The sequence below is a fragment of the Amycolatopsis ponsaeliensis genome (assembly GCF_030182635.1).
Lineage (GTDB): Bacteria > Actinomycetota > Actinomycetes > Mycobacteriales > Pseudonocardiaceae > Amycolatopsis > Amycolatopsis ponsaeliensis.
Genome location: NZ_JAPZLD010000042.1, coordinates 76,928 through 98,462, shown reverse-complemented (window position 1 = coordinate 98,462; position 21,535 = coordinate 76,928). Strand labels below are relative to the sequence as shown.

At 70.1% G+C, this 21,535-nt stretch carries 27 protein-coding genes; 13 read left to right on the top strand and 14 right to left on the bottom strand.

Going from position 1 to position 21,535, the window contains the following annotated elements:
* The first annotated feature begins 1 nt into the window (after window position 1).
* Entirely contained in the window at window positions 2-613 is a 612-nt protein-coding gene (locus QQ657_RS43180; RefSeq protein ID WP_284748170.1) for an AAA family ATPase, read from the top strand.
* On the opposite strand, the gene QQ657_RS43175 is transcribed toward QQ657_RS43180, so the two are convergent.
* The gene (locus QQ657_RS43175) at window positions 610-1,749 is read right to left on the bottom strand and encodes a methyltransferase domain-containing protein (protein ID WP_284748169.1); all 1,140 of its coding nucleotides are present in this window, start codon (window positions 1,747-1,749) and stop codon (window positions 610-612) included. The two genes, QQ657_RS43180 and QQ657_RS43175, sit on opposite strands and share 4 nt — an antisense overlap.
* A 146-nt stretch (window positions 1,750-1,895) precedes the next feature.
* Here QQ657_RS43175 and QQ657_RS43170 point away from each other — a divergent pair, with 146 nt between their 5' ends.
* The 6 genes from QQ657_RS43170 (at window position 1,896) to QQ657_RS43145 (ending at window position 6,369) form a co-directional block, all read left to right on the top strand.
* Window positions 1,896-2,321 carry a helix-turn-helix domain-containing protein gene (locus QQ657_RS43170; protein WP_284748168.1) on the top strand — a complete coding sequence of 142 codons (426 nt, stop codon included), beginning with the start codon at window positions 1,896-1,898 and terminating at the stop codon, window positions 2,319-2,321.
* A complete protein-coding gene (locus QQ657_RS43165) occupies window positions 2,318-3,010 on the top strand; it encodes a hypothetical protein (RefSeq protein ID WP_284748167.1) in 693 nt (230 codons plus the stop codon). The genes QQ657_RS43170 and QQ657_RS43165 overlap by 4 nt, the downstream gene beginning before the upstream one ends.
* A gap of 84 nt (window positions 3,011-3,094) precedes the next feature.
* Window positions 3,095-3,388: a DUF2516 family protein gene (locus QQ657_RS43160; protein WP_284748166.1), complete on the top strand. Its 294-nt coding sequence runs from the start codon at window positions 3,095-3,097 to the stop codon at window positions 3,386-3,388.
* Window positions 3,389-3,401: 13 nt separating this feature from the next.
* The gene (locus QQ657_RS43155) at window positions 3,402-3,944 is read left to right on the top strand and encodes a YbaK/EbsC family protein (RefSeq protein WP_284748165.1); all 543 of its coding nucleotides are present in this window, start codon (window positions 3,402-3,404) and stop codon (window positions 3,942-3,944) included.
* Entirely contained in the window at window positions 3,941-4,948 is a 1,008-nt protein-coding gene (locus QQ657_RS43150; protein WP_284748164.1) for an ornithine cyclodeaminase family protein, read from the top strand. The genes QQ657_RS43155 and QQ657_RS43150 overlap by 4 nt, the downstream gene beginning before the upstream one ends.
* Window positions 4,945-6,369: an aromatic amino acid lyase gene (locus QQ657_RS43145; protein WP_284748163.1), complete on the top strand. Its 1,425-nt coding sequence runs from the start codon at window positions 4,945-4,947 to the stop codon at window positions 6,367-6,369. Before QQ657_RS43150 ends, QQ657_RS43145 begins: the two co-directional genes overlap by 4 nt.
* Here QQ657_RS43145 and QQ657_RS43140 read toward each other — a convergent pair.
* From QQ657_RS43140 to QQ657_RS43130, 3 genes are all read right to left on the bottom strand, one after another.
* The gene (locus tag QQ657_RS43140) at window positions 6,359-6,592 is read right to left on the bottom strand and encodes a hypothetical protein (RefSeq protein WP_284748162.1); all 234 of its coding nucleotides are present in this window, start codon (window positions 6,590-6,592) and stop codon (window positions 6,359-6,361) included. The two genes, QQ657_RS43145 and QQ657_RS43140, sit on opposite strands and share 11 nt — an antisense overlap.
* A 334-nt stretch (window positions 6,593-6,926) precedes the next feature.
* The gene (locus QQ657_RS43135; RefSeq protein WP_284748161.1) at window positions 6,927-7,640 is read right to left on the bottom strand and encodes an ABC transporter permease; all 714 of its coding nucleotides are present in this window, start codon (window positions 7,638-7,640) and stop codon (window positions 6,927-6,929) included.
* Window positions 7,637-8,335: an ABC transporter permease gene (locus QQ657_RS43130; RefSeq protein ID WP_284748160.1), complete on the bottom strand. Its 699-nt coding sequence runs from the start codon at window positions 8,333-8,335 to the stop codon at window positions 7,637-7,639. Before QQ657_RS43130 ends, QQ657_RS43135 begins: the two co-directional genes overlap by 4 nt.
* 138 nt (window positions 8,336-8,473) lie before the next feature.
* Here QQ657_RS43130 and QQ657_RS43125 point away from each other — a divergent pair, with 138 nt between their 5' ends.
* Window positions 8,474-9,397, top strand: a complete 924-nt coding sequence (locus QQ657_RS43125; protein ID WP_284748159.1) for an ABC transporter substrate-binding protein — start codon at window positions 8,474-8,476, stop codon at window positions 9,395-9,397.
* Between the two features lie 41 nt (window positions 9,398-9,438).
* Here QQ657_RS43125 and QQ657_RS43120 read toward each other — a convergent pair whose 3' ends face one another.
* Both QQ657_RS43120 and QQ657_RS43115 read right to left on the bottom strand, forming a co-directional pair.
* Window positions 9,439-10,212: a class I SAM-dependent methyltransferase gene (locus QQ657_RS43120; RefSeq protein ID WP_284748158.1), complete on the bottom strand. Its 774-nt coding sequence runs from the start codon at window positions 10,210-10,212 to the stop codon at window positions 9,439-9,441.
* A 30-nt stretch (window positions 10,213-10,242) separates the two neighbouring features.
* Window positions 10,243-10,725: a MarR family transcriptional regulator gene (locus QQ657_RS43115; RefSeq protein WP_284748157.1), complete on the bottom strand. Its 483-nt coding sequence runs from the start codon at window positions 10,723-10,725 to the stop codon at window positions 10,243-10,245.
* 85 nt (window positions 10,726-10,810) lie between these two features.
* Here QQ657_RS43115 and QQ657_RS43110 point away from each other — a divergent pair, with 85 nt between their 5' ends.
* Window positions 10,811-11,245: an SRPBCC family protein gene (locus QQ657_RS43110; protein ID WP_284748156.1), complete on the top strand. Its 435-nt coding sequence runs from the start codon at window positions 10,811-10,813 to the stop codon at window positions 11,243-11,245.
* 97 nt (window positions 11,246-11,342) lie between these two features.
* Window positions 11,343-12,353, top strand: a complete 1,011-nt coding sequence (locus tag QQ657_RS43105) for an NADP-dependent oxidoreductase (RefSeq protein WP_284748155.1) — start codon at window positions 11,343-11,345, stop codon at window positions 12,351-12,353.
* Here QQ657_RS43105 and QQ657_RS43100 read toward each other — a convergent pair.
* From QQ657_RS43100 to QQ657_RS43090, 3 genes are all read right to left on the bottom strand, one after another.
* The gene (locus QQ657_RS43100; protein WP_284748154.1) at window positions 12,350-12,982 is read right to left on the bottom strand and encodes a haloacid dehalogenase type II; all 633 of its coding nucleotides are present in this window, start codon (window positions 12,980-12,982) and stop codon (window positions 12,350-12,352) included. The genes QQ657_RS43105 and QQ657_RS43100 overlap by 4 nt on opposite strands.
* A gap of 228 nt (window positions 12,983-13,210) precedes the next feature.
* On the bottom strand, window positions 13,211-13,837 hold the full coding sequence (locus QQ657_RS43095; protein ID WP_284748153.1) for a pyridoxamine 5'-phosphate oxidase family protein: 627 nt from the start codon (window positions 13,835-13,837) through the stop codon (window positions 13,211-13,213).
* Window positions 13,838-13,846: 9 nt separating this feature from the next.
* Complete coding sequence (locus QQ657_RS43090; RefSeq protein WP_284748152.1) at window positions 13,847-14,458, bottom strand: TetR/AcrR family transcriptional regulator; 612 nt, start codon at window positions 14,456-14,458, stop codon at window positions 13,847-13,849.
* 91 nt (window positions 14,459-14,549) lie between these two features.
* On the opposite strand from QQ657_RS43090, the gene QQ657_RS43085 reads away from it, so the two are divergent.
* Window positions 14,550-15,599 (top strand): NAD(P)-dependent alcohol dehydrogenase, encoded by a 1,050-nt coding sequence (locus QQ657_RS43085; RefSeq protein WP_284748151.1) that lies wholly within the window; start codon window positions 14,550-14,552, stop codon window positions 15,597-15,599.
* A gap of 21 nt (window positions 15,600-15,620) precedes the next feature.
* On the opposite strand, the gene purU is transcribed toward QQ657_RS43085, so the two are convergent.
* The 5 genes from purU to QQ657_RS43060 all read right to left on the bottom strand — a co-directional run bounded on the left by purU (window position 15,621) and on the right by QQ657_RS43060 (window position 19,121).
* Window positions 15,621-16,496: a formyltetrahydrofolate deformylase gene (gene purU / locus QQ657_RS43080; protein ID WP_284748150.1), complete on the bottom strand. Its 876-nt coding sequence runs from the start codon at window positions 16,494-16,496 to the stop codon at window positions 15,621-15,623.
* A 15-nt stretch (window positions 16,497-16,511) separates the two neighbouring features.
* On the bottom strand, window positions 16,512-17,129 hold the full coding sequence (locus tag QQ657_RS43075) for a maleylpyruvate isomerase family mycothiol-dependent enzyme (RefSeq protein ID WP_284748149.1): 618 nt from the start codon (window positions 17,127-17,129) through the stop codon (window positions 16,512-16,514).
* Entirely contained in the window at window positions 17,026-17,727 is a 702-nt protein-coding gene (locus tag QQ657_RS43070; RefSeq protein WP_284748148.1) for a DedA family protein, read from the bottom strand. The genes QQ657_RS43075 and QQ657_RS43070 overlap by 104 nt, the downstream gene beginning before the upstream one ends.
* 111 nt (window positions 17,728-17,838) lie before the next feature.
* The gene (locus QQ657_RS43065) at window positions 17,839-18,636 is read right to left on the bottom strand and encodes a class I SAM-dependent methyltransferase (RefSeq protein ID WP_284748147.1); all 798 of its coding nucleotides are present in this window, start codon (window positions 18,634-18,636) and stop codon (window positions 17,839-17,841) included.
* Window positions 18,615-19,121: a DUF2505 domain-containing protein gene (locus QQ657_RS43060; RefSeq protein ID WP_284748146.1), complete on the bottom strand. Its 507-nt coding sequence runs from the start codon at window positions 19,119-19,121 to the stop codon at window positions 18,615-18,617. The genes QQ657_RS43065 and QQ657_RS43060 overlap by 22 nt, the downstream gene beginning before the upstream one ends.
* 24 nt (window positions 19,122-19,145) lie before the next feature.
* Between QQ657_RS43060 and QQ657_RS43055 the strand changes: the two genes are divergently transcribed.
* Both QQ657_RS43055 and QQ657_RS43050 read left to right on the top strand, forming a co-directional pair.
* The gene (locus QQ657_RS43055) at window positions 19,146-20,201 is read left to right on the top strand and encodes a UDP-N-acetylmuramate dehydrogenase (protein ID WP_284748145.1); all 1,056 of its coding nucleotides are present in this window, start codon (window positions 19,146-19,148) and stop codon (window positions 20,199-20,201) included.
* A gap of 159 nt (window positions 20,202-20,360) precedes the next feature.
* Window positions 20,361-21,533, top strand: a complete 1,173-nt coding sequence (locus QQ657_RS43050; protein ID WP_284748144.1) for a L,D-transpeptidase — start codon at window positions 20,361-20,363, stop codon at window positions 21,531-21,533.
* Window positions 21,534-21,535: the final 2 nt, after the last annotated feature.

The window sequence follows — 21,535 nt, the reverse complement described above, 5'->3', positions numbered from 1 at the left end:
AGTGGGTCTCGACCTGCGGATCTGCCCGTCGTGCGGCGACCGGGCCGACCGCCCGGTCGTCGCCGGGGCGGAGCTGGAGTGCGCGCGGTGCGGACACCGGTGGCCGTTCCGGCGGCTGCCGCTGTTCGCGCTGACGGGCCCGAGCGGCGCGGGCAAGTCGACGCTCGGCCCCCTCCTGGAGGCCCGCTTCGGCGGCGAGGTCGTGGTGCTGGAGCAGGACGTCCTCTGGACGGGAGCCCTGCGCGACGACGTCTCGGCGTTCCGCGCGGTGTGGCTCCGGATGGCGGCGATGCTGCACCAGAACGGCCGCCCGGTCGTGCTGTGCGGCACGGTCGCGCCCCCGGAGTTCGAGCCGCTGCCGGAGCGCGCGTTCTTCAGCGACATCCACTACCTGGCGCTGGTCGGCACCCCGGAGTCGCTGCGCAAGCGTTTGCGGGCGCGCCCGGCCTGGCGCGAGTGGGACGAGCCGCGCATCGAGGAGATGCTGGAGTTCAACGACTGGCTCCAGAAGTCGGCGTCGGAACTGGGCGTCGACCTCTTCGACACGACGGAGGCCTCGGCCGAGACGACGGCCGACCACGTCGAGAAGTGGATCCGGGACCGGCTGCCTTAGCCGAGGGGCCAGGTGCGGCCGCCCGGTTCGTCGAGCCAGAACTCCTGGCGGTCTTCGGTGACTGTCACCCCGAACCGGTCGCGGTCCGGCTTGCCCAGCTCGCACCAGTCGACGTACGCCGATTCGACGAGCTCCCACAGCGCACGCGGGCCGCCCTGGGCCACCTCGTCCGCGCCGCCGCGCTTGCGGTGACGCACCCACGAGCCGTCCGGGTGGACCAGCGAGACGCTGTCGTCCGTGCCGTCGCGCACCGGCCGGGCGCCCGGCATCGCCAGCCCGGCGAAGAACTCGAACTGCTTGCGCGGCTGGATCACCGACGACATCGGCAGCCGCGTCTGCTCCCAGTCGTCCCGCGACGGCCTCGGCAGCGGGTCGGCCTGCGCCAGCCGGTGCGCGCGAAGCGGCATGAAGCGGCCGTCGCGCGCGAGGACGTGGCCCTGCCCGGTGCCGTCCTCGCCGGCGACCAGCCGGATCAGCCCGGCGCCGATCGGCCGGTTCAGCGTCGTCACGATCAGCCCGCCCGGCACGGTCTGCGCCAGCCACGCGAGCGGGATCGAGGAAACCGAGGCGGTGCACAGCACCCGGTCGAACAGCGTGCCGGCCGGGAAGCCGAGCGCGCCGTCGCCCACCTCGCACGCCGGCCGGTAGCCCGCCGCGGCCAGCCGTTCGCGCGCCAAGCCGGCGAGCAGCGGGTCGATGTCCACAGTGGACACCTGGCCGGCGCCGCAGCGGTGGCTCAGCAGCGCGGCGTTGTAGCCGGTGCCGGTGCCGATCTCCAGCACGCGGTGCCCGTCCCGCACCCGCAGCTCCTCGAGCATGATCGCCATGATCGAGGGCATGCTCGACGAGCTCGTCGGCGTGCCCGGCACCGGTCCGGTGCGCCGGGCGAGCTCCCAGCGGTCCGGGTCGTCGTCCAGCTGCGTGACCAGCACGTCGCGCGAGTAGACGGTCTCCAGCCAGCCGGGGTCCTCCCGGTCGACCGCCGCCCACAGTCCGCCCGCCGGCGTGAAGAACCGCGGCAGGAAGACGTGGCGAGGTACCGCGCGGAAGGCGGCGATCCATTCCGGGGCGTGCAGGACGTCCTCGTCGAGCAGCTGCTCGACGAGCCGCCGCCGCAGCCGGGCCGAGCGCGTCATACGCCCACGTTAGCGGTGAGCACCACCACACCAGCTATTGCAAGCAGGGTGCTTGCAATAGCTAGCACTCGCGCGTACCGTCGAAGGTGTCGCGAGGAGGTGACCGGATGGCAGAAACCGGTGGGACGCCAGGATCCGGCAGTCCCATGGAGAAGGTCGCGGACATCGCTTCCGACATTGGCGAGTACATCCGCCAGCAGCGCAACACCGCGAAGATTTCGTTGCGCCAGCTGTCGAAGCTCGCCGGAGTGTCCAACCCGTACCTGAGTCAGATCGAGCGCGGGGTCCGCAAGCCCAGCGCCGAGATCCTGCAGCAGATCGCCAAGGGACTGCGCATTTCCGCCGAAGCGCTGTATGTGCAGGCCGGGATCCTCGATCTGCCGACGGGTGGTCCGGTGGGCGACGCGATTCGCGCCGACGCCGAGCTGACCGAACGGCAGAAGCAGGTCCTGCTCGACGTTTACGAGTCCTTCCGCCGGGAGAACGCCGCGGCACGGCCGGCCGCCGAGTCGTCTCCCACCACAGACACCCCAGACACCACACCAGCCGCAGACACCAAGGAGTCACCATGACGACCCCCAAGACCACCGAAGACGTCAAGAAGGCCGTGACCAGCGCTCTCGACCAGGTCCGCACCCCGCTGCTGGCCGCGCTCGGCGCCGGCAACCTGGCCGGCCAGGCCGTCACCGACGCCGTGGCGAAGGCCAAGGAGAACGTGACCAAGAGCAGCGAGACGGCCCGCAAGAACCTGCAGGAGCTGCCGACCGACGTCGAGAGCCTCCGCGAGAAGCTGGACCCGGCCGAGCTGCGCAAGGTCATCGACGAGTACACCGAGGCCGCGCTCAAGCTGTACAACAAGCTGGCCGAGTCGGGCGAGCAGGCGTGGGACAAGTTCTCCGCCCAGCCGCAGGTCAAGAAGGCCATCGAGCAGCTCGAGGAGGCCCTGACCACCGCGCAGGGTCAGGTCGAGGGCGTCACCACCGAGGTCCGCGAGCGCGTCGACGGCGTGCTGGGCACCTTCACCAAGCGCACCCGCTCGGTCGGCGAGAAGACCGCCCGCAAGGTGACCGAGGTCGCCGGCGAAGCCGCCGAGGCCATCGAGGAGCTGGGTGACGACGTCGCCCACGAGACCCGTTCCGCGAGCCGCAAGGTCGCGAACAAGACGGCCCCGAAGACGGCCGCCCCGGCCCGTCGCACCACCACCGGCACGACCACCAGCGCCGCCGCGAAGAAGCCGGCCGCGCCGAAGGCCGACAAGTAAAAACGCCGTGAACACCCCGGCCCCGCCACCGCATCCCGGTGGCGGGGCCGGGGTCGTTCGGGCGGTTTGCCGTAAGCTGTCGCTGTGCTGGTTGCCATCTGGATCCTCGAAGTCATCCACTGGGGCAGCGCGCTGGTCGGGCTCTTCGCGTTCGTGCACGCGCTCCTTCAGCGCGCCGACGCCTATTCCGCGGCCGATCGCAAGACCAAGCCCGTCTGGATGCTCATCACCGGCGGCGCGACGCTCGCGATGGCGTTGTTCAGCGTGATGGGTCCGGGGATGATCTTCTGGGTGCCGGCCATGGCCGCGGCCCTGGTCTACATCGTGGACGTCCGCCCCAAGCTGATCGAGGTCCAGCGCGGCGGCTCCAACTGGTAGTTACCCTGGCGAGGTGACCTGGACGATTGCCGGGAGCCTCACCGTGGTTCCCGCCCCCACGCGTACCGACCTGCTCGCCGATCCCGTCGCCAAGGCGCTCGCCGCGCTCGCCGATCCGGACGCCGTCGGCGTCGCCGAGATCGACCCGGCGCTGGCCGACACCGCCGCCTTCTGCGAGACCTACGGTTCGCCGCTCGAAGCGTCCGCGAACTGCGTCGTCGTCGCCGGCAAGCGGGCGGGCGAAGTCCGGTTCGCGGCCGCGCTCGTGCTCGCGACGACCCGCGCCGACGTCAACGGCGTGATCAAGCGCCGGCTCGACGTCCGCAAGGCGTCGTTCGCGCCGATGGACGAAGCCGTCTCCCTGACCGGGATGGAGTACGGCGGCATCACGCCGGTCGGCCTGCCTGCCGAGTGGCCGATCCTCATCGACCAGCGGGTCGCCGACGCGCCCGAGCTCGTCATCGGCAGCGGGATCCGCGGCAGCAAGCTGCTGATCTCCGGCGCCGCGCTCGCCTCGCTGCCCGGCGCCGAGGTCATCGAGGACCTCGCCAAGTGACGTCCGTCTGGCTCCGGTACCTGACCGGTGCCGACATCGACTCGCTCGGCGTCACGGACGCGGACATCGTCGGCGCGGTCGAGGACGTGCTCGCCGACCACGGCCGCGGCCAGGTCGTCTTCGAGCCGCGTACGCACCTCGTGCCGGACAACGGCGGCAAGGGCCACTTCAACATCCTTCGCGGTCACCTCTCCGCGAAGCAGGTCAGTGGCGTGAAGGTCGTCGGTGACTTCGTGGGGAACTTCGAACGGGGCCTCCCTTCCGAAATGGCGTTGATCCTGCTGCTCGACCCGGACACGGGCATGCCGCGGGCCATCGTCGACGGCACGATGATCACCGAGGCCCGCACCGGCGCGATGACCGCCGTCGGCGCGAAGTACCTGGCACGCCCGGACTCCCGGGTGCTCGGGCACATCGGCGCCCGCGGCACCGCCTGGTGGAACGTCGTCCTCCTCGACTCGTTGTTCGACTTCGCCGAGATCCGCGTGACCAGCAAGCGCCCGGAGTCCCGTGAGGACTTCGGCCGCCGGCTTTCCGAACGGCTCGGCAAGGACGTCCGCGTCTGCGCCACGGCCGAGGAGACCCTGGACGGCGCGGACATCCAGGTCGAGGCCTCCCGGCTGGTCGAGCCCGAGCCGCTGGTGCGGCGCGAGTTCCTCCGGCCGGGCACCTTCCTGGTGCCCTACGGCACGATCAGCGCGCTCGAGCTCACGCTGCTCGACGACGTCGACAAGGTCGTCGTCGACGACTGGCGCGAATCGCAGTCCGGCAACCCGCGGTTCGGCGCCCTGCGCCCGCAGCTCAACGCCGGCCTCCTCACCGCGGACGGGGTCCACGCCGAGATCGGCGACATCGTGGCCGGGAAGAAGCCGGGCCGCGAGCACGACGCCGAGCGGATCCTGTTCTGGCACCGCGGACTGTCCACAACGGACATCGCGGTGGCGACCATGATCCTGGCCCGTGCCGAGGCTTCCGGCGTCGGCACCATGCTGCCGTACCGATGATCATCGACGGAAGCGAGTTCGCCGACGGTGAACGGTTGGAATTGGCCAAACCGCTGGTGGAGACGCTGCGGCAGCGCCGGAACGAGCTGTTGACGGCGCTTGAAAAGGGCGAAAAACCGGTCTACGGCGTCAACACCGGCATGGGCCGGCTCGCGGGTGTCGCCCTCGACGCGCGGCAGCAGGCGGAGCACCAGCGCAACCTGCTGATCGGCCGTGCGGTCGGCGGGCCGCCGTGGCTGCCGCCGGAGGACGTCCGCGCGCTGTTCGTCGCGAGGCTGCGTGATTTCCTGCAGCCGTGGTCGGGGGTGAGCGCGGAGCTGGTGCAGTTCCTCGTGGACCGCCTGAACGACGGCTTCACACCCGCCGTGCCGCGCTCTGGTCTCGGCAGTTCGGGCGAGATCATCCCACTGTCGCACGCTTTCCAGACGTTCCTCGGCATCGGCACGGTCCTCGAAGACGGCGTCGAGACCTCCGCTGCTGAGGCGCTCGCCAAGCGTGGCGTAGCGCCGTATGTGTTGGGGCCCAAGGAAGGTGCTTCGCTGCTTCAGGGTTCTCCGCTGACCGTGATGCACGCGCAGCGGGGCTGGGCCGAGGCGCGGCAGCTCATCCAGCTGCAGACGCTCACCGAGGCGATGGCGATCGACGTCCTCGGCGCGCCACGCGAGGTGTTCTCCCCGGTCATGGCAGGCGGCGACGACCACTTGCGGCGGTTGTTGCAGGCCCTGACCGGGATGGTGGGCGCGGGTCCGGTGCGAGCGGGGGTCGTGCAGGCGCCGCTGTCGGTGCGGGTCGCGCCCCGGGCGCTGGCCCACGCGTCCCGCGTCAACGACGAACTGGCCGAGACCCGGCGGCGCTGGGCGACGATGCCGGGTGATTCGCCGTCGTTCGTCGAGGGTTCGTTCATCCCGGGGACGGCGTACCACGCGGTGGACCTGGGCCTGCGGATGGACGCGGTGACGGCGGCGCTGGTCCACCTCGGCGAGATTTCGGTGCAGCGCATGCACCGCCTGCTGGACGAGCGTTTCAGCGGGTTGCCGGCGCAGTTGACGACCGATCCGGGACCGCGGGCGGGGCTGGTCCCGCTGCACAAGCGGGCGGTGGGGGAACTGCACGCGCTGCGACGGCTCGCGACGCCCGCGACGATCGGTTCTCTGGATACATCGGCTGGTCAGGAGGACGTGCAAGCGTTTGCGTGGGCGGCGGGGGAGCAGCTTCGGGCGGCCGCGACGCACTTGTTCGCGATCACGGCGTGCGAGCTGATCACCGGGTCGCAGGCGCGGTACCTGGCTTCGGAGGGAGTTCCGGGCTTGGGCGCGGCTTACGAATGGGTGCGGTCGGTGGTGCCGCCGGTGGACGAGGACCGGCCGTTGGGGCCGGAGATCACGCGACTGGTCGCTGCCTGCCGTTCGTTCAGCGGGTGATTTCCCCGATGTGACGCCAGGTGCGCTGGTCCGGTTGCCAGTGCCCGATCGGAGGATCGGGTTGGAGAAGGGGCGTGATGAAGTCGTCGGCGAGGAGCCGGGCGTGCTTCATGTGCCTCAGGTCCTCAGGCAACTCGACCACCTTCTCGGCGATTTTCGCGTAGCCGTCGGGCCAGGTCTTCTCGTCCGGGAGCCGGAAACGCCCGGGTAGTTCGAGGACCATGCCGCGTCGTCGGCGTCTGGCGACCTCGTCGTGTACTTCACTTGCGCAGCGTTTGTTGCACTCTGGGTGCGACAAACGCTGCTGTGGGGGCGTAACGGAAGGATCTAGCGAGTGATTTCGCCGATGTGCCACCAGCCCTTCTCCCACGCGCGGTCGTACGGGCGAACCAAACGCCGTAGTCCGACATGATCACGCCGTAGCGGTCGAGCAAGGCCAAGAAGCCGTTGTAGTCCGGCTAGTGATCCAGCTCGATGCGGCTCATCTTGTTCTTGTCGAACCGTATGGGTTCGACGGCCTCGACCTGCGTCGGCCCGGCGTCCGCAGGGTGAGATTCCTACGACTCGCGCCGGGCCTTCTGCAAAGCCAGACCTCGGGGCGTGGCCAAACGGGTGATCAGCGCGAACAGCCCATCGCACACCAACGCCAAGACCACCGCCGCCAAACCGCCCGCGAAGATCTCGCCGTAGCCCGACGCTCCCAACGCGAAGCCGTCGACGATGTAGCGGCCGAGGCCGCCCCCGTCGTTGACGATCGCGCCGATCGCTACCGTCGCGATCAGCTGGAGGAAAGCCACCCGGGCACCCGCCAAGAGCACCGGGGACGCCAGCGGTAGCTCGACGCGCAGCATGATCTGCCACTCGCGGTAGCCCGTTCCGCGAGCCGCGTCGACCGTCTCCTGCTCCAGGGACACCACGCCCGCGTACGTGTTCGTGAACAGCGGGGGCATCGCCAGCGCCACCAGCGCCAGCAGCAACGGCCAGAACGTCGTGTCGACCTCCCAGCGGCTGGCCAGGAACCAGAACAGGATGATCAGGCCGAAGCTGGGGATCGCGCGGCCGATGTTCACCGCGCTGCTCGCGAGGAACGCGCCCTTGCGGTAATGCGCCAGCCACAGCGCCGCCGGGATCGTCAGGACCGCCGCGATCACCAGTGCCAGCAAGGAAAACCTGAGGTGCTCCAGTGTCCGGTACGGGATGCCGGCCTTGTCCGTCCAGCTCCAGCGGTTCGGGTCCGAGAGCCACGCGTTCAGCTGGTCGAGGAAGCTCATCGCGCCCGCACCTTCCGCGACCACGGCGCCAGCAGGCGCTCGCTGAACCACAACAGCAGATCCACGACCACCGCCAGGACCACCGACAGCACCACGCCGACGATGATCTCCGTCGGGTTGGGCGTCGCCGTCTGGATGCCCGCGCGGATGAAGTAGCCCAGGCCGCCGAGGCCGAGCATCGACGTCACCGTGACCAGGCCGATCGTCGTCACCGCGGCGACGCGCAGGCCGGCGATCACCACCGGCAGCGCCAACGGCAGCTCGATCTGCCAGAGCAGCCGGCCACGCGTGTAACCCATGCCGACCGCGGCCTCGCGGACCTCGTTCGGCACCTGGTCGACGCCGGTGACGATGTTGCGGACCAGGATGAGCAGCGTGTACGTCGCGAGCGGGATCATCGCGGTCAGGAACGTCAGCCCGAAGAACGGCACCAGCACGGCGAACGCGCCGAGGCTCGGGATCACGTAGAGCGCGCCGGCGGTGCCCAGGATGACCGGGTACGACCAGCGGTACCGCAGCGCGAGCACCGCCAGCGCGATCGAGACGACCAGCCCGACGCCGAGTGCGGCGGCGGTCAGCGAGATGTGTTCGCCGAGGCGCTGGACGATGTCGTCCGCGTTGCGGTCCACCCACTTCCACTGGAAGATCGGGGGTCCGCTGTCGGCGGCCAGCGGGGTCACCGCGGTCACGTGCACCCGGCGACCCTACCCCGTTTGGTGGGGACTCATTCCGAAGTCTGGGAATTCCAGCGGTTTTCTCCCAACATGTGGATACTTGTCGGTCCCCGGGGCTCGGGTCCTTTCGTCTGTTCGAGTGACGAGGGAGTGGGATTCGTGCGCTGGTTCCGGAACGCGTCCGTGGTGGCGGTGGCCGTCGCGGCGACGCTCGGTTTGGCCGCCTGTGGGGGTGGCAGCGACAGCGGTGACAAGCCCGCCGCGCAGAGCAAGGGTGGGGCGCCGATCGTCGTCGCGTCCTTCAACTTCACCGACAGCCAGATCCTCGCCGAGATCTACGCGCAGGCGCTGGAGGCCAAGGGCTACCCGGTGACGCGCAAGCTGAACCTGGGGTCGCGGGAGCTGATCTACCCGTCGCTGAAGTCCGGTGAGCTGCAGTTCATCCCGGAGTACCAGGGTGCGGCGATCACGACCGGCTTCGGCAAGGAGGCAGGCAAGACCGCGCAGGAGGAGCACGACCAGCTGGCCAAGCTGTTCGAGCCCAGCGGCGTCGGCCTGCTGAACTTCGCCGCGGCGGAGGACAAGAACACCTACATCGTCAAGTCCGACCTGGCCAAGGAAAAGGGCATCGCGTCCATCAGCGACCTGAAGAAGCTGGACAAGGTCGTCATGGCGGGGCCGCCGGAGTGCGAAAAGCGCCTGCCGTGCTTCCAGGGCTTCAAGGACGTCTACAAGCTGACGAACGCGACGTTCCAGACCATCCAGGAAGCCGGGCCGCGGGTCGAGCAGCTGAAGTCGGGGGCCGTCACGGTGATCCCGGTCGACTCGGTCAGCCCGCTGACCGGCGACTCGAACTACACGGTGCTCAAGGACGACCTGAACATCGTGCCGACGGAGAACGTCGTGCCGGCGGTGAACAAGAAGGTGCTCGACGAACGCGGCGCCGACTTCGCGACCGCGGTGAACGCGGTGAGCGCGAAGCTGACCACGGACGTCATGCGCGACCTGAACAAGCGCGTCGACTCGGACGGCGAGAAGGCCGCCGACGTCGCGAAGGACTGGCTGTCGCAGGCCGGTCTCTGAGCTGATCGGAAACGTACGCCGCCCTCGGCAACGGGGGCGGCCTACGCCGTTCCCCGGACCACCCAGGCGCGGGCCGAGAGCGGGATCGAGCCGTCCGGGTTCGTCGGCAGGCGGCTGCGCAGCAGCTCACGCACCTGGTCGCGGCGGGCCTCCGGCAGCGTCGCGAGGTACGCCGGGGCCGGGCCCTGCGCGCCGAGGAACGGCTGCCAGTAGTCGTCGAAGCCGGTGAACACCGTCGGGATCTTGATCTCGCCGACCGACACCCCGGAGAAGCCCGCCTCCGTCCACAGCCGGCCCAACGGCTCGGGCCGGCACAGCGTGAACCGGCGGCCTTCGTCCAGCTCGGCCACCTTCGCCGGGTCCAGCTCGGCGGCGGCCTCCCAGAAGTGCCGGATCAGCTCCATGCCCTCCGCGAGGTCCCAGAGGTACGCCGCGGCCACGCCCCGCGTCACCCGGGCGATCTCCGCCGCCGCGCGCACCGGGTCGGGCACGAAGTTCAGCACCAGGCCGGACACCACCACGTCGAAGCTGTCGTCCGGGAACGGAAGCTCACGCGCGTCGGCGACCTCGAACGACGCCCGCGGGTCGGTGACGCTCGCGCGGGCCGTCGTCAGGAATCCCTCGGACGGGTCGACGCCGACGACTTCGGCGGGATCGCCCGCGTCCAGCGCGGCCGACGTCAGCGCGCCGGTGCCGCAGCCGACGTCGAGCCAGCGGCGGCTCGCCGGGGCGTCCAGCTGCCGCACGAAGATCGGCGCGATCCGGCGGCTCCACCGCCCGATGTAGGCCTCGTACGCGTCGCCCGTTTGCCACATGCCTGGGAGTACAGCACAAAGAACCGCTGGTCAGCCGTTAGCCAGATCACCCGTTGCGGTGGTGCCCGCTGACGTCGCCCGCTGGAGGAACCCGGCGATCAGCGCCAGCTCGTCCTCGCTGTAGCCGGCGCAGAGCTCGTCCATCGCCGTGTTCATCCCCGCATACAGCCGGAACAGCTCGGCGTTGCGGCCGCGGACCGCGCGCACCGCGACCGCGCGGCGGTCGGCCCCGTCGGGGTCGCGTTCGCGGACGATCCAGCCGCCCTTCTGGAGCCGGTCGAGGATGCCCGTCATCGTCGCGGGGTGCAGCCCGGCGCGGCGGGCCAGCGCGCTCGGGCTCAGCGGCCCGTGCCTGCCGATCAGCTCCAGGCAGTCCAGGTCTACGTCCTTGAGCGCCAGATGGGCGCTGACCTGGTGGTTCAGCAGCGAAAGCTGGTTGCGCAGGTCCCGCAGGGCGTCCTTGAGCGCCACGGTCGCGCGTCGGCGGCCGACGGCGTCCGTCGTGGCACTCATGGGCGTCAGCCTAACGCGGTGAACGGCCTCCCGGCCGGTGGTGGAATCGTGGGCCACAATCGACGCCAGAAGGAGAAGGAGCGAAATGGGAAAGGTCACGGCCACCGCGGAGCGCACCATCGACGCCCCGGCCGACAAGGTCCGCGCGCTCGTTGCCGACTACGCCGAAACGCGCCCGAAGCTGCTCACCGAGCACTACCGCGACTACGAGGTGACCGAGGGCGGCACCGGCGCCGGGACCCAGGCCGGCTGGAAGCTGCAGGCGACGTCCAAGCGCGTGCGCGACGTCAAGGCCACGGTCAGCGAGCCGAAGCCCGGCACCCTGGTCGAGACCGACGCGAACTCCAGCATGGTCACCACCTGGACGGTTTCCGAGGCCGGCGAGAAGAGCCTCGTCCGGATCGAGACGTCGTGGGACGGCGCCGGCGGCATCGGCGGCTTCTTCGAGAAGACGTTCGCGCCCGGTGGGCTCAAGAAGATCTACGACGGTGTTCTCGGCAAGCTCGCCGAGATCGTGTGACGCCTCACAATCGGAATGTGCGCCCCGGTTAGCCGGTTCTACCCGGTGGAATCCGGGGCGCCTGCCCCGCTTCGAGAGAGACTTGAGGAGTTCGACGGTGAACGCACAGGCGACGGAAATCCGGCTGGCTTCGCGCCCGGAAGGTGTCCCGACGCACGACAACTTCGACGTCGTCGACACCGAGATCCCCACTCCCGGTGAGGGGCAGATCCTGGTGCGCAACCTGGTCATGAGCGTCGACCCGGCCATGCGCGGCCGCATGCGCGACGTCAAGTCGTACGCGCCGCCCTTCGAGGTCGGCGAGGTCATGTCCGGCGGGGCGGTCGGCGAGGTCGTCGAGTCGAAAATTGATGGAGTCGGACCCGGTGACCACGTGCTGCACCAGGCCGGCTGGCGCACCCACGCCGTCCTCGACGCCAAGCGCTACGTGAAGGTCGACGCTTCCGCGGCCCCGCTGTCGACGTACCTCGGCGTGCTCGGCATGCCGGGCCTGACCGCGTACGCGGGCCTGCTGGAGTCGGCCGAGTTCAAGCCGGGCGACACGGTGTTCGTCTCGGGCGCGGCCGGTGCGGTCGGCTCGCTCGTCGGGCAGCTCGCGAAGCTGAAGGGCGCCAAGCGCGTCATCGGCTCGGCGGGGTCGGCGGAGAAGGTGCGTTACCTGGTCGAGGACCTCGGCTTCGACGCGGCGTTCAACTACAAGGACGGCCCGGTCGCCGCGCAGCTCCAGGAAGCCGCGCCGGAAGGCATCGACGTCTACTTCGACAACGTCGGCGGCGAGCACCTCGAAGCGGCCATCAACTCGATCAACCTGCACGGCCGGATCGCCGTCTGCGGCATGATTTCGCAGTACAACGCCACCGAGCCGACGCCGGCGCCGCGCAACCTCGCGCAGATCATCGCCAAGCGGATCACCATCCGCGGCCTGCTGGTGCTCGACCACTGGGGCCTGCAGCAGCAGTTCGTCAGCGAGATCGCGCCGCTGGTGAGCTCCGGGCAGATCAAGTACTCCGAGACGTTCGTCGACGGCATCCGCAACGCGCCGGAGGCCTTCCTGGGCCTGCTGTCCGGGGCCAACACCGGCAAGATGCTGGTCCGGATCGCGAACTAACGCAGCAGCTCGGCCAGTTCCGGCAGCGTCGACACCGTGTAGGTGGGCTCGGCGCTGCCGGGCAGCGGGCGGACGCCGGGACGGGCGAGCAACGCCGTCCGCAGCCCGGCCGCCTGCGCGCCCGCGATGTCCCAGTCGTGGGCGGCGATCATCACCGCGCTCCCGGGTTCGACCGAGTAAGCGGCCAGGACCTGGCGGTACGGCTCGGGCGCGGGCTTGAGCCGGCCCACCTGCTCGGCCGAGAAGATCCGGTCGAAGAGCTTGGCCAGGCCGGAGTTCTGCAGCTGCGCTTCAGCGGTGGCGAGCGGCGAGTTCGTCAGCGCGACGACGTCGTGGCCCGCTTCGCGCAGCTTCGAGAGGCCTTCCTCGACGTCCGGGTGGGCAGGGAGCGAACGGAGTCCTGCGCCGATCTTGGCGAGGTCTACTGCACGCCCGTGCCGCGCCGCGACTTCGGTGGCGGCTTCGCCTGCGATGCCGGCGAAGTCGCGGTAGCCGCCGGTGGCCGTGACGGTCAGGACCGTGTGGATGGCCAGCCCGAACCACTCGCGCCGCAGCTCGGGGCCGCCGACGAGGTCGTCCATGGCGGCGAGGTCGAGCAGGGTCTCGTTGACGTCGAAGACGCAGAGCATGGGTTCAGTATTGCTGGGTCAGCGACCGTTCGTTGAAATCGGCGTCCAGTTCGCCGGCCGGCGAAGACCTCGGCGCGATCGCCAAGTCGACCCGGACGCACCACTGGCGCGTGCTGCGCGAGGCCGGCCTGGTCCGCCGGCGCGACGCGGGCAACGGCACGTTCGTGCGGCTGCGCCGGGACGAGTTCGACGCGCGGTTCCCGGGGCTGCTGGACGTCGTCGCCGGGATCAGTATTGCTGGGTCAGCGACCGTTCGTCGAGGTCCGCGTCCAGTTCGTCGGCCGGCGTCGCCAGCGACAGCTGGTCGCGCAGGATCGTGCCCAGCGTCGGCAATGTCGAGCGCTCCGGCCACGTCGACGGGTCCCACAGCGAAGACCGCAGGAACGCCTTCGCGCAGTGCATGTAGAGCTCTTCGACCTCGATGACCACCGCGAGCTTCGGCCGCTTTCCCTGCACGACCAGCGAGTCGAAGAACGACGCGTCCGACAGGAGCTTCGCGCGGCCGTTGACCCGCAGCGTCTCGTTCATCCCCGGCACCAGGAACAGCAACCCCGCGTGCGGGTTGTCGACGATGTTGCGGAAGCTGTCGATCAGCTTGTTGCCCGGGCGATCGGCCAGCACCAGCGTGTGGTCGTCGAGCACCAGGACCGAGCCCGCCGGGTCGCCGCGGGGTGAGACGTCACACGTGCCGTCCGGCGCCGACGTCGCCAGCAGCACGAACGGCGAGTGCGCGATCAGGTCCCGCGCGTGCTCGTCGATGTGGCCGAGGACCTTCTGCTTCGTCCTCGGCTTCGGTTCGCCCAGCAGCTCGCGCAGGGCCTCGTGCGTGTCGATGTGCGTCCCGGTGATCCCCATGCCCCCAAGCTAGCGCGGACCACCGACAGTCCGGCCCGCGATCGCGATGCGCGCGGCCTCGGTCGACTTCTTCACCACGAGGTCCACCGGATAACCGTGCTTCACGAAGACGCCGTCGAGCTGGAACGTGCCGTAGCCGTGGGCCTGGGTGAACAGCTGCTCCATCAGCTCCAGCGCCGTCGCCGGGTCGGGGGCGACCGCCAGGCAGCGCATCAGGAACTCGTCGGTCAGGCGGCGAGTCTGCTCGTGCAGGTCGACGTACTCGGGGCCGTGGAGGCCCTCGGCGTAGATGACGTTCATCCCGGCCCGGCGCTCGATCAGGTAGCGCGTGTACGCACCCGCGGCCGCGGCCAGCGCGTCCGCCGGGTCTTCGTGCTCGGCCGCCGCGGCCGCGACGCGTTCCGCCAGCTGGCACGCGATGTGGCAGGCGACCTCGGCCAGCAGGCTCTCGCGGGTCGCGAAGTGCCGGTACGGCGCGCCGGGGCTGACGTTCGCCAGCTTCGCGACCTTCGCGACCGAGAAGCCCTCGAGCCCCTGCTCGGCGATCAGGTCGAGCGAGACGCGCACGAGCTCGGCCCGGAGGTCGCCGTGGTGGTACTTGCCGCCCATGACCTGGATCACATCTCCCGCTCGAAATATGTAAGACCCCTCTTACGTAGAGATGTAAGAGACCTCTTACGAGGACCAACGGTACTTGAACCTGGAGGGTTCCATGAGCACCACCACGCACGCCATCGCCGCACCGGCGCCGGGTGCGCCGCTCGCACCGACCACGATCGAGCGCCGCGACCTTCGCGCCGATGATGTCTTGATCGACATCGCCTACGCCGGCATCTGCCACAGCGACATCCACCAGGCCAAGGAAGACTGGGGCCAGGCGATCTTCCCGATGGTCCCGGGCCACGAGATCGCCGGCGTCGTCGCCGCGGTCGGCTCGGACGTCACGAAGTACCAGGTCGGCGACCGCGTCGGCGTCGGCTGCATGGTCGACTCCTGCGGCGAGTGCGAGTACTGCCAGGCCGGCACCGAGCAGTTCTGCGTCAAGGGCAACGTCCAGACGTACAACGGCGTCGGCTTCGACGGCGAGAACACCTACGGCGGCTACAGCAACCAGATCGTCGTGAAAGACGCCTTCGTCTGCCGCATCCCCGAGGGCATCAGCCTCGACATCGCCGCGCCGCTGCTGTGCGCGGGCATCACCACCTACTCGCCGCTGCACCACTGGGGCGCCGGCCCCGGCAAGAAGGTCGCCGTGATCGGCCTCGGCGGGCTCGGGCACATGGGCGTCAAGATCGCCGCCGCGATGGGCGCCGAGGTGACGGTGCTCAGCCAGAGCCTCAAGAAGCAGGAAGACGGCCTCAAGCTCGGCGCGACCGACTACTACGCGACCAGCGACGAGGCGACGTTCGACGTCCTCAAGGGCAAGTTCGACGTCATCCTCAACACCGTGTCGGCCAAGCTGCCGGTGGACGCCTACCTCGGCCTGCTGAAGGTCGGCGGCGCGATGGTCAACGTCGGCGCGCCCGGCGAACCGCTGTCGTACAACGCTTTCTCGCTGCTGGGCGGCAACAAGGTGCTGGCCGGGTCGATGATCGGCGGCATCGCCGAGACCCAGGAGATGCTGGACTTCTGCGCCGAGCACGGCATCGGCGCGGAGATCGAGACGATCTCGGCCGACAAGGTCAACGAGGCCTACGAGCGCGTCGAGAACTCCGACGTGCGCTACCGGTTCGTCATCGACGCCTCGACCATCGGCGCGTGACGCACCCGCACGGCAACCGCGTCAGAACACCACGGTGCGGTTGCCGTGCACCAGCACCCGGTTCTCCAGGTGCCAGCGCAGGCCGCGGGCCAGCGTCACCTTCTCGATGTCCCGGCCCTTGCGGACCATGTCCTCGACCGAATCGCCATGGTCGACGCGGATCACGTCCTGGTCGATGATCGGGCCGGCGTCGAGGTCCGCCGTCACGTAGTGGCACGTCGCGCCGACCAGCTTCACCCCGCGCGTGTGGGCCTGGTGGTACGGCTTCGCGCCGATGAACGACGGCAGGAAGCTGTGGTGGATGTTGATCGCGCGCCCGGCCCACTCGCGGCACAGGTCCGCGGGCAGGATCTGCATGAACCGGGCCAGCACCACCGCGTGCGGCTCGTGCTCGCCGACCAGCTTGCGCACCTCTTCGAACGCCTCGGCCTTGCCTCCGGCGGGGAACGGCACGTGGTGGAACGGGATCCCGTGCGCGCGGGTGATGTCGGCCAGCGACTCGTGGTTGCCGATCACCGCGGCGATGTCGACGTCCAGCTCGCCGGACGCGACGCGGCCGAGCAGGTCGTACAGGCAGTGCCCGGCCTTCGAGACGAGCACCACCGCGCGGCGCCGCTCACCGGTGTCGCTGACCTCCCAGCTCGAGTCCGCCGACAGGTCCGCGGCCACCTCACCGAAGCGAGCGCGCAGCTCGGCGGCGTCGAAGGGCAGTGAGTCGGCCCGGACGACCTGGCGCGTGAAGAACCAGCCCGTGTCCGGATCGGTGTGGTAGGCCGCTTCGACGATCCAGCCGCCGTGCTCGGCGAGGAACCCGGAGATCCGGGCGATGATGCCGGTGCGGTCGGGGCAGCCGAAGGTGATGACGTAGCGGCGTTCGGGAGCGGTCACGACGGGCATTGTCCCCCGCGCTGGTCAGGGCGCCGCGAGCGGTGCGAGGTCACCCGTGACGGACGCCTGGTGCGGACGGCCCCACAACGCCCGGTAGACGTCGTCGGCCGCGCCCTCGACTTCGGCGTTCGGGGCGCCGAGGGTCCACGTGCGCTCCGGCGTCGTGACGCGGATGTCGGCTTTCCGGCCGAAGCGCGGGGTGAGGTAGGTCAGGAACTCGTCGATGCCGTCGTTGGCGAAGCCGGGTTCGAACCGCGTCGGCGGGACGTCGTCGAGCGCGGATTCCGCGTCGAGGCGGTGGATCGCCGTCTCGTGGGCCATCCGGCGGGTCCAGTCGCCGACCGTCACTTCGAAGCCAGGGTACGGCGAGAACGCCGGAGCTTCGGGGTCTTTCGCGAGGGCTTCGCGCAGGGCGAGGCGCTGGCCGTCCCACCAGCCCAGGACGTCGTCCCAGTCCGCGGGCGGCTCCGGTTTCACCGGGCGGTTGACCGCCAGGCCGACGGCGAAGCCGTGCACGAAGGCGATGTGCGCCACCAGGTCATGAACAGTCCACTTCGGACAGTTTGGCACCCGGGCCGCCGGGCCGGCCGTCAGCGCCGCCCGCTTCAGCGCGTCCGCGTGGATGTCGATCGCTTCCAGCATGGGCCGACCGTAGCCGTCGCCCGGCCTCGATCGCGACCACCAGACCGAGTCCGAGGCTGAAGGACAGCAACAGGCCCTTCACCGGTTCGTCGGCGAAGGCGGCCCCGCCGGCGAGGCCGATCAGCACGCTGTAGACGGCCCAGATCGCCGCGCCGGCGAGGTCGAGCGGCACGAACCGGCGCAGCGGATAGCCGAGGCTGCCGTTGGCGAGCGCGCTGGCGACGCGTCCGCCGGGCAGGTAGCGGGCGGCGATGATGAGCAGGCCGCCGTTGCGCCGCACCTGGTCCTGCGCCCACGCGTAGCGCCGTTGCCCTTCGGGTCCGCGTTGCAGCCGCGCGATCGCCCGCGGCCCGGCTGCCCGGCCGACGGCGTACCCGAGGCAGTCGCCGGCCCACGCACCCCCGGCGGCGACGGCTGCGAGGAGCGTGAGGTTCGCCGGGTCGGGGCCGAGCAGGACGGCGACGGTCACGACGGTCGTCTCGCTGGGCATGAACGGCAGCAGCGCGTCCAACCCGGACACGGCGAAGACGAGCACCCACAGCCACGGCGAGCCCAGGGCGTCGCGCAGCAGCTCGGTGACGTGCGCCAGCAGTTCCACGGCTCAATGGTGATCACCGCAGGTCACTTCGGGGTGACGCAGCGGGGGTGCCCCGGTGAACAGGTGTCTTGAATGAGTCATTCAGGACCTCCGAAGACCTGAATGAGTCATTCAAGACGCTGGGGCGACCGCGGCCCAGGGGACTGTCAGCTCACCCAGGCGGATCCGCGGGTCAGCCACCGGCCAGCCCCGGGCCACCAGCAGCCGGACCGTCTCCAGCCACCTCGACCGGACCCCGAACGCCTGCTGCGGCGCGGCCGTCGCCCAGCAGGTGTCCAGCGTCGCCAGCAGCTCGTGCACCCGCTCACCCGGGACGTTCCGGTGGATCAGCGCCTTCGGCAGCCGTTCGGCGATCGTCGACGGCTTTTCGAGGCCCGCCAGCCGCATCGACAACGTCAGCGAAACCGGCCCGGCCGCCGAAACCAGCACCCACGTCGACAGCCGGCCGATCTCGTCGCACGTGCCCTCGACCAGCAGGCCGCCCGGGGCCATCGAGTCCAGCACCAGCCCCCACGCGCCCGCGACCTCGTCCTCCGCGTACTGCCGCAGGACGTTGAACGCGCGCACCAGCACCGGTCGCGTCCCGGCCAGCTCGAACCCGCCGCGGCGGAAGTCCAAAAGGGGCGGTGTCGCGGCGGACTGGGCCGCCGAAACCCGCGCGGGATCCAGCTCCAGCCCCAGCACCCGGACGTCCGGCCGGACGCGCCGCAGCCACCGGGCCAGCTCGACGGTCGTCACCGGGGAAGCGCCGTAACCGAGGTCGACGACCAACGGCGAGTCCGCCGCGCGCAGCAGCCGGGTCGTCGCGGGCGCGTACGTGATCCACCGGTCGACCCGGCGGAGGCGGTTCGGGTTGGTCGTGCCGCGGGTCGGTGCGCCGACCGGGCTCAGTTTGGTTCGGTGAGCCACTTCGCCGTGAATTCGGCTTCGCGCTCCAGCAGCTTCGTGACCTGCTCGGCGATCACGCTCTCCAGTTTCCCGCCGAACAGCGGGATCCGGACGGTGACCTCGCCGCTGATCCGCAGCACCGTCCGGTCGTCGTTCGCCAGCAACGCCGTCCGCGCGACGATCTCACCCGGGACGCCGCCGACCTCGACCGTCGCGTTGCCCTGCCGGCCGGTGCCGTCGTTGCTCACGCGCCAGGTCTGCGTGCGGGTCACCAGCAGGTCGCCCTTGTGCAGCGTCCGCACCGCCTGCGGCAGCTTGTCCGCGCTGATCCCCTGCCGCAGCTCGTACCGCAGATCGGTGCCGGAGACGTCGTACGACAGCAGTGCCGCGCTGTGCCCGCCGAGCTCCTCGAGCCGTGCCCGCAGCGCCTCTTCACCGGCGACCGCCGCGTACGTCGCGGCGACGTCGGCGGAGAACTCAGCACGGTGCTCGATCCGGGATCCCATGCGCCGGACAGTACCGTCAGACGCGTGAACACCGCCCGAACTCCCGCACTCCCGAAGCTCGCCGCGTACACCACGCTGCGCCTCGGCGGCCCCGCCCGCCGGTTCGTCAGCGCCGTGACCAGCGAAGACCTCGTCGCGGCGGTCCGCGAGGCCGACGCGGCGGGCGAGCCGGCGCTGCTGCTCGGCGGCGGCTCCAACCTGGTGGTCGGCGACGCGGGGTTCGAGGGCACGCTGATCGAGGTCGCGAACACCGGCTGGCGCCACGAGGACGACGTCGTCGAGGTGGAGGCCGGACAGAACTGGGACGCCTTCGTCGCCGGGCTCGTCGAAGCGGGCCTGGGCGGGCTCGAATGCCTCTCCGGCATCCCGGGCAGCGTCGGCGCGACCCCGATCCAGAACGTCGGCGCGTACGGCTGCGAAGTCGCCGAGTCGATCGTCTCGGTGGAGCTGTACGACCGGCGGACGCGCGAAGTGCGCACGCTCAAGGCCGACGAACTCGGCTTCGCCTACCGCACCAGCGTCCTCAAGGGCACCGACACCGGCGTCGTCCTGTCGGTCCGCTTCGAAATCCGCGAAGACGGCCTCTCCGCGCCCATCCGCTACGCCGAGCTGGCGCGCACCCTCGGCGTCGAGATCGGCGCCCGGGTCCCGGCGGCCGAAGCGCGCGAAGCGGTGCTCAAGCTGCGGCGCGGCAAGGGCATGGTGCTCGACCCGGACGACCACGACACGTGGAGCGCGGGCTCCTTCTTCACCAACCCGATCGTCCCTTCGGCCGAAGCGGAAGGCGTCCTCGCGCGCATCACGGACAGCGTCGGTTCCGAGGCCCCGCGGTACCCGGCCGACGGCGGCGTCAAGCTGTCCGCGGCCTGGCTGATCGAGCGCGCCGGCTTCGCGAAGGGTTACCCCGGGCCGGGGAACCGCGTCTCGCTGTCGACGAAGCACACCCTCGCGCTGACCAACCGCGGCGACGCGACGACCGAGGACCTGCTGGCGCTGGCCCGCGAGGTCCGCGACGGCGTTTTCGCGCGGTTCGGCGTCCGGTTGCACCCCGAACCACTCTTGATCAACTGCGTCATTTGAGCCGAACCGGGCAACCTGGACGTGTATGAGACGTCTTTGTCGACAAGGGCGGCGCCACCTGATCGGATGGTCTTTACCTTTCGGCGGGTAACGTCGAGCGCGCCACCAGCGCTAAGGGCGTGTGCCCCGCTGGTCAGTGGGGGAACTCGGGAGGTTTCGGTGATCGAACGGCGTACGGTCTTCAAGGCCGCTCTGGCGGCGGGGGCCGCCCTGGTCGCCGCGGCGTGTTCGAGCACGAACGACGGCACCGCGCTGCCCACCGGTGCCGCGGGTGCCGACGGTGAGGGTGCGCCCGTGGCGAAGATCACGGCCGAGCCCGCCGTCAACACCAAGGACGCCGCTGTCCTCAAGCCGGTCACCATCAAGGTCGCCGACGGCAAGCTCACCGAGTGCAAGGTGACCGCCGACGGCGGCAAGGGCCTCAAGGGCGACACCGCGCCGGACGGGCTCAGCTGGACCAGCTCCGAGCCGCTCGGCTACGGCAAGACCTACACCTACGCGGCCAAGGCCACCGGCACCGACGGCAAGCCGGTCGAGCTCACCGGCACCTTCAGCACGATCACGCCGGCCAAGCAGGTCCGCGCCACGCTCAACCCGGCCGACAACCAGCAGGTCGGCGTGGCCATGCCGATCAGTGTCAAGTTCGCTTCGCCGGTCAAGGACCGCAAGGCGGTCGAGAAAGCCCTGTCCGTGAAGACGGACAAGAACGTCGAAGGCGCGTGGGGCTGGCTGTCCGACAGCCAGGTCGACTACCGGCCGAAGGAGTACTGGCCGCAGAACATCACCGTGAGCGTCGAGGCGAAGCTGTACGGCGTCGAGCTGGGCGGCGGCGCGTACGGCAAGGCCGACGTCACGACGAAGTTCAAGATCGGCCGCAACCAGGTGGTCAAGGTCAACACCCCGGAACACCAGATGCACGTCTACCGCGGCGGCTCGCAGGTCAAGAGCTACCCGTGCGCGAACGGGCTGGACGCCGAGGTCGACCGCAACACCCCGAACGGCACCTACATCGTCATGAGCAAGGAGCCGACGGCGGTGTTCGACAACGCCCGCTACGGCTACACGAACGTCAACAAGAAGTGGGCCTGCCGGTTCTCCAACCACGGCGAGTACATCCACGAGAACCAGGACAACGCGGCCAACATCGGGAAGAACAACAACTCCCACGGCTGCGTGAACCTCCTCGAGGCCGACGCCAAGGACTACTTCGACTCCGCGCTGGTCGGCGACCCGGTCGAGATCACCGGCTCGCAGCTGGGCGCGCCGATGAACTCCGACGTCAAGGACTGGAACTTCTCCTGGTCGGCCTGGCAGGGGATGGGCGCGAAGTAGCC

Bases quoted from the DNA above. Each gene is read 5' to 3' on its own strand.
- QQ657_RS43145 (WP_284748163.1), top strand. From the start codon at position 4,945: ATGATCATCGACGGAAGCGAGTTCGCCGACGGTGAACGGTTGGAATTG.
- QQ657_RS43110 (WP_284748156.1), top strand. From the start codon at position 10,811: ATGGGAAAGGTCACGGCCACCGCGGAGCGCACCATCGACGCCCCGGCC.
- QQ657_RS43075 (WP_284748149.1), bottom strand. From the start codon at position 17,129: ATGCTGGAAGCGATCGACATCCACGCGGACGCGCTGAAGCGGGCGGCG.
- QQ657_RS43140 (WP_284748162.1), bottom strand. From the start codon at position 6,592: ATGGTCCTCGAACTACCCGGGCGTTTCCGGCTCCCGGACGAGAAGACC.
- QQ657_RS43115 (WP_284748157.1), bottom strand. From the start codon at position 10,725: ATGAGTGCCACGACGGACGCCGTCGGCCGCCGACGCGCGACCGTGGCG.
- purU (WP_284748150.1), bottom strand. From the start codon at position 16,496: ATGCCCGTCGTGACCGCTCCCGAACGCCGCTACGTCATCACCTTCGGC.
- QQ657_RS43170 (WP_284748168.1), top strand. From the start codon at position 1,896: ATGGAGAAGGTCGCGGACATCGCTTCCGACATTGGCGAGTACATCCGC.
- QQ657_RS43100 (WP_284748154.1), bottom strand. From the start codon at position 12,982: ATGCTCTGCGTCTTCGACGTCAACGAGACCCTGCTCGACCTCGCCGCC.
- QQ657_RS43135 (WP_284748161.1), bottom strand. From the start codon at position 7,640: ATGAGCTTCCTCGACCAGCTGAACGCGTGGCTCTCGGACCCGAACCGC.
- QQ657_RS43120 (WP_284748158.1), bottom strand. From the start codon at position 10,212: ATGTGGCAAACGGGCGACGCGTACGAGGCCTACATCGGGCGGTGGAGC.
- QQ657_RS43165 (WP_284748167.1), top strand. From the start codon at position 2,318: ATGACGACCCCCAAGACCACCGAAGACGTCAAGAAGGCCGTGACCAGC.
- QQ657_RS43095 (WP_284748153.1), bottom strand. From the start codon at position 13,837: ATGGGGATCACCGGGACGCACATCGACACGCACGAGGCCCTGCGCGAG.
- QQ657_RS43060 (WP_284748146.1), bottom strand. From the start codon at position 19,121: ATGGGATCCCGGATCGAGCACCGTGCTGAGTTCTCCGCCGACGTCGCC.
- QQ657_RS43085 (WP_284748151.1), top strand. From the start codon at position 14,550: ATGAGCACCACCACGCACGCCATCGCCGCACCGGCGCCGGGTGCGCCG.
- QQ657_RS43175 (WP_284748169.1), bottom strand. From the start codon at position 1,749: ATGACGCGCTCGGCCCGGCTGCGGCGGCGGCTCGTCGAGCAGCTGCTC.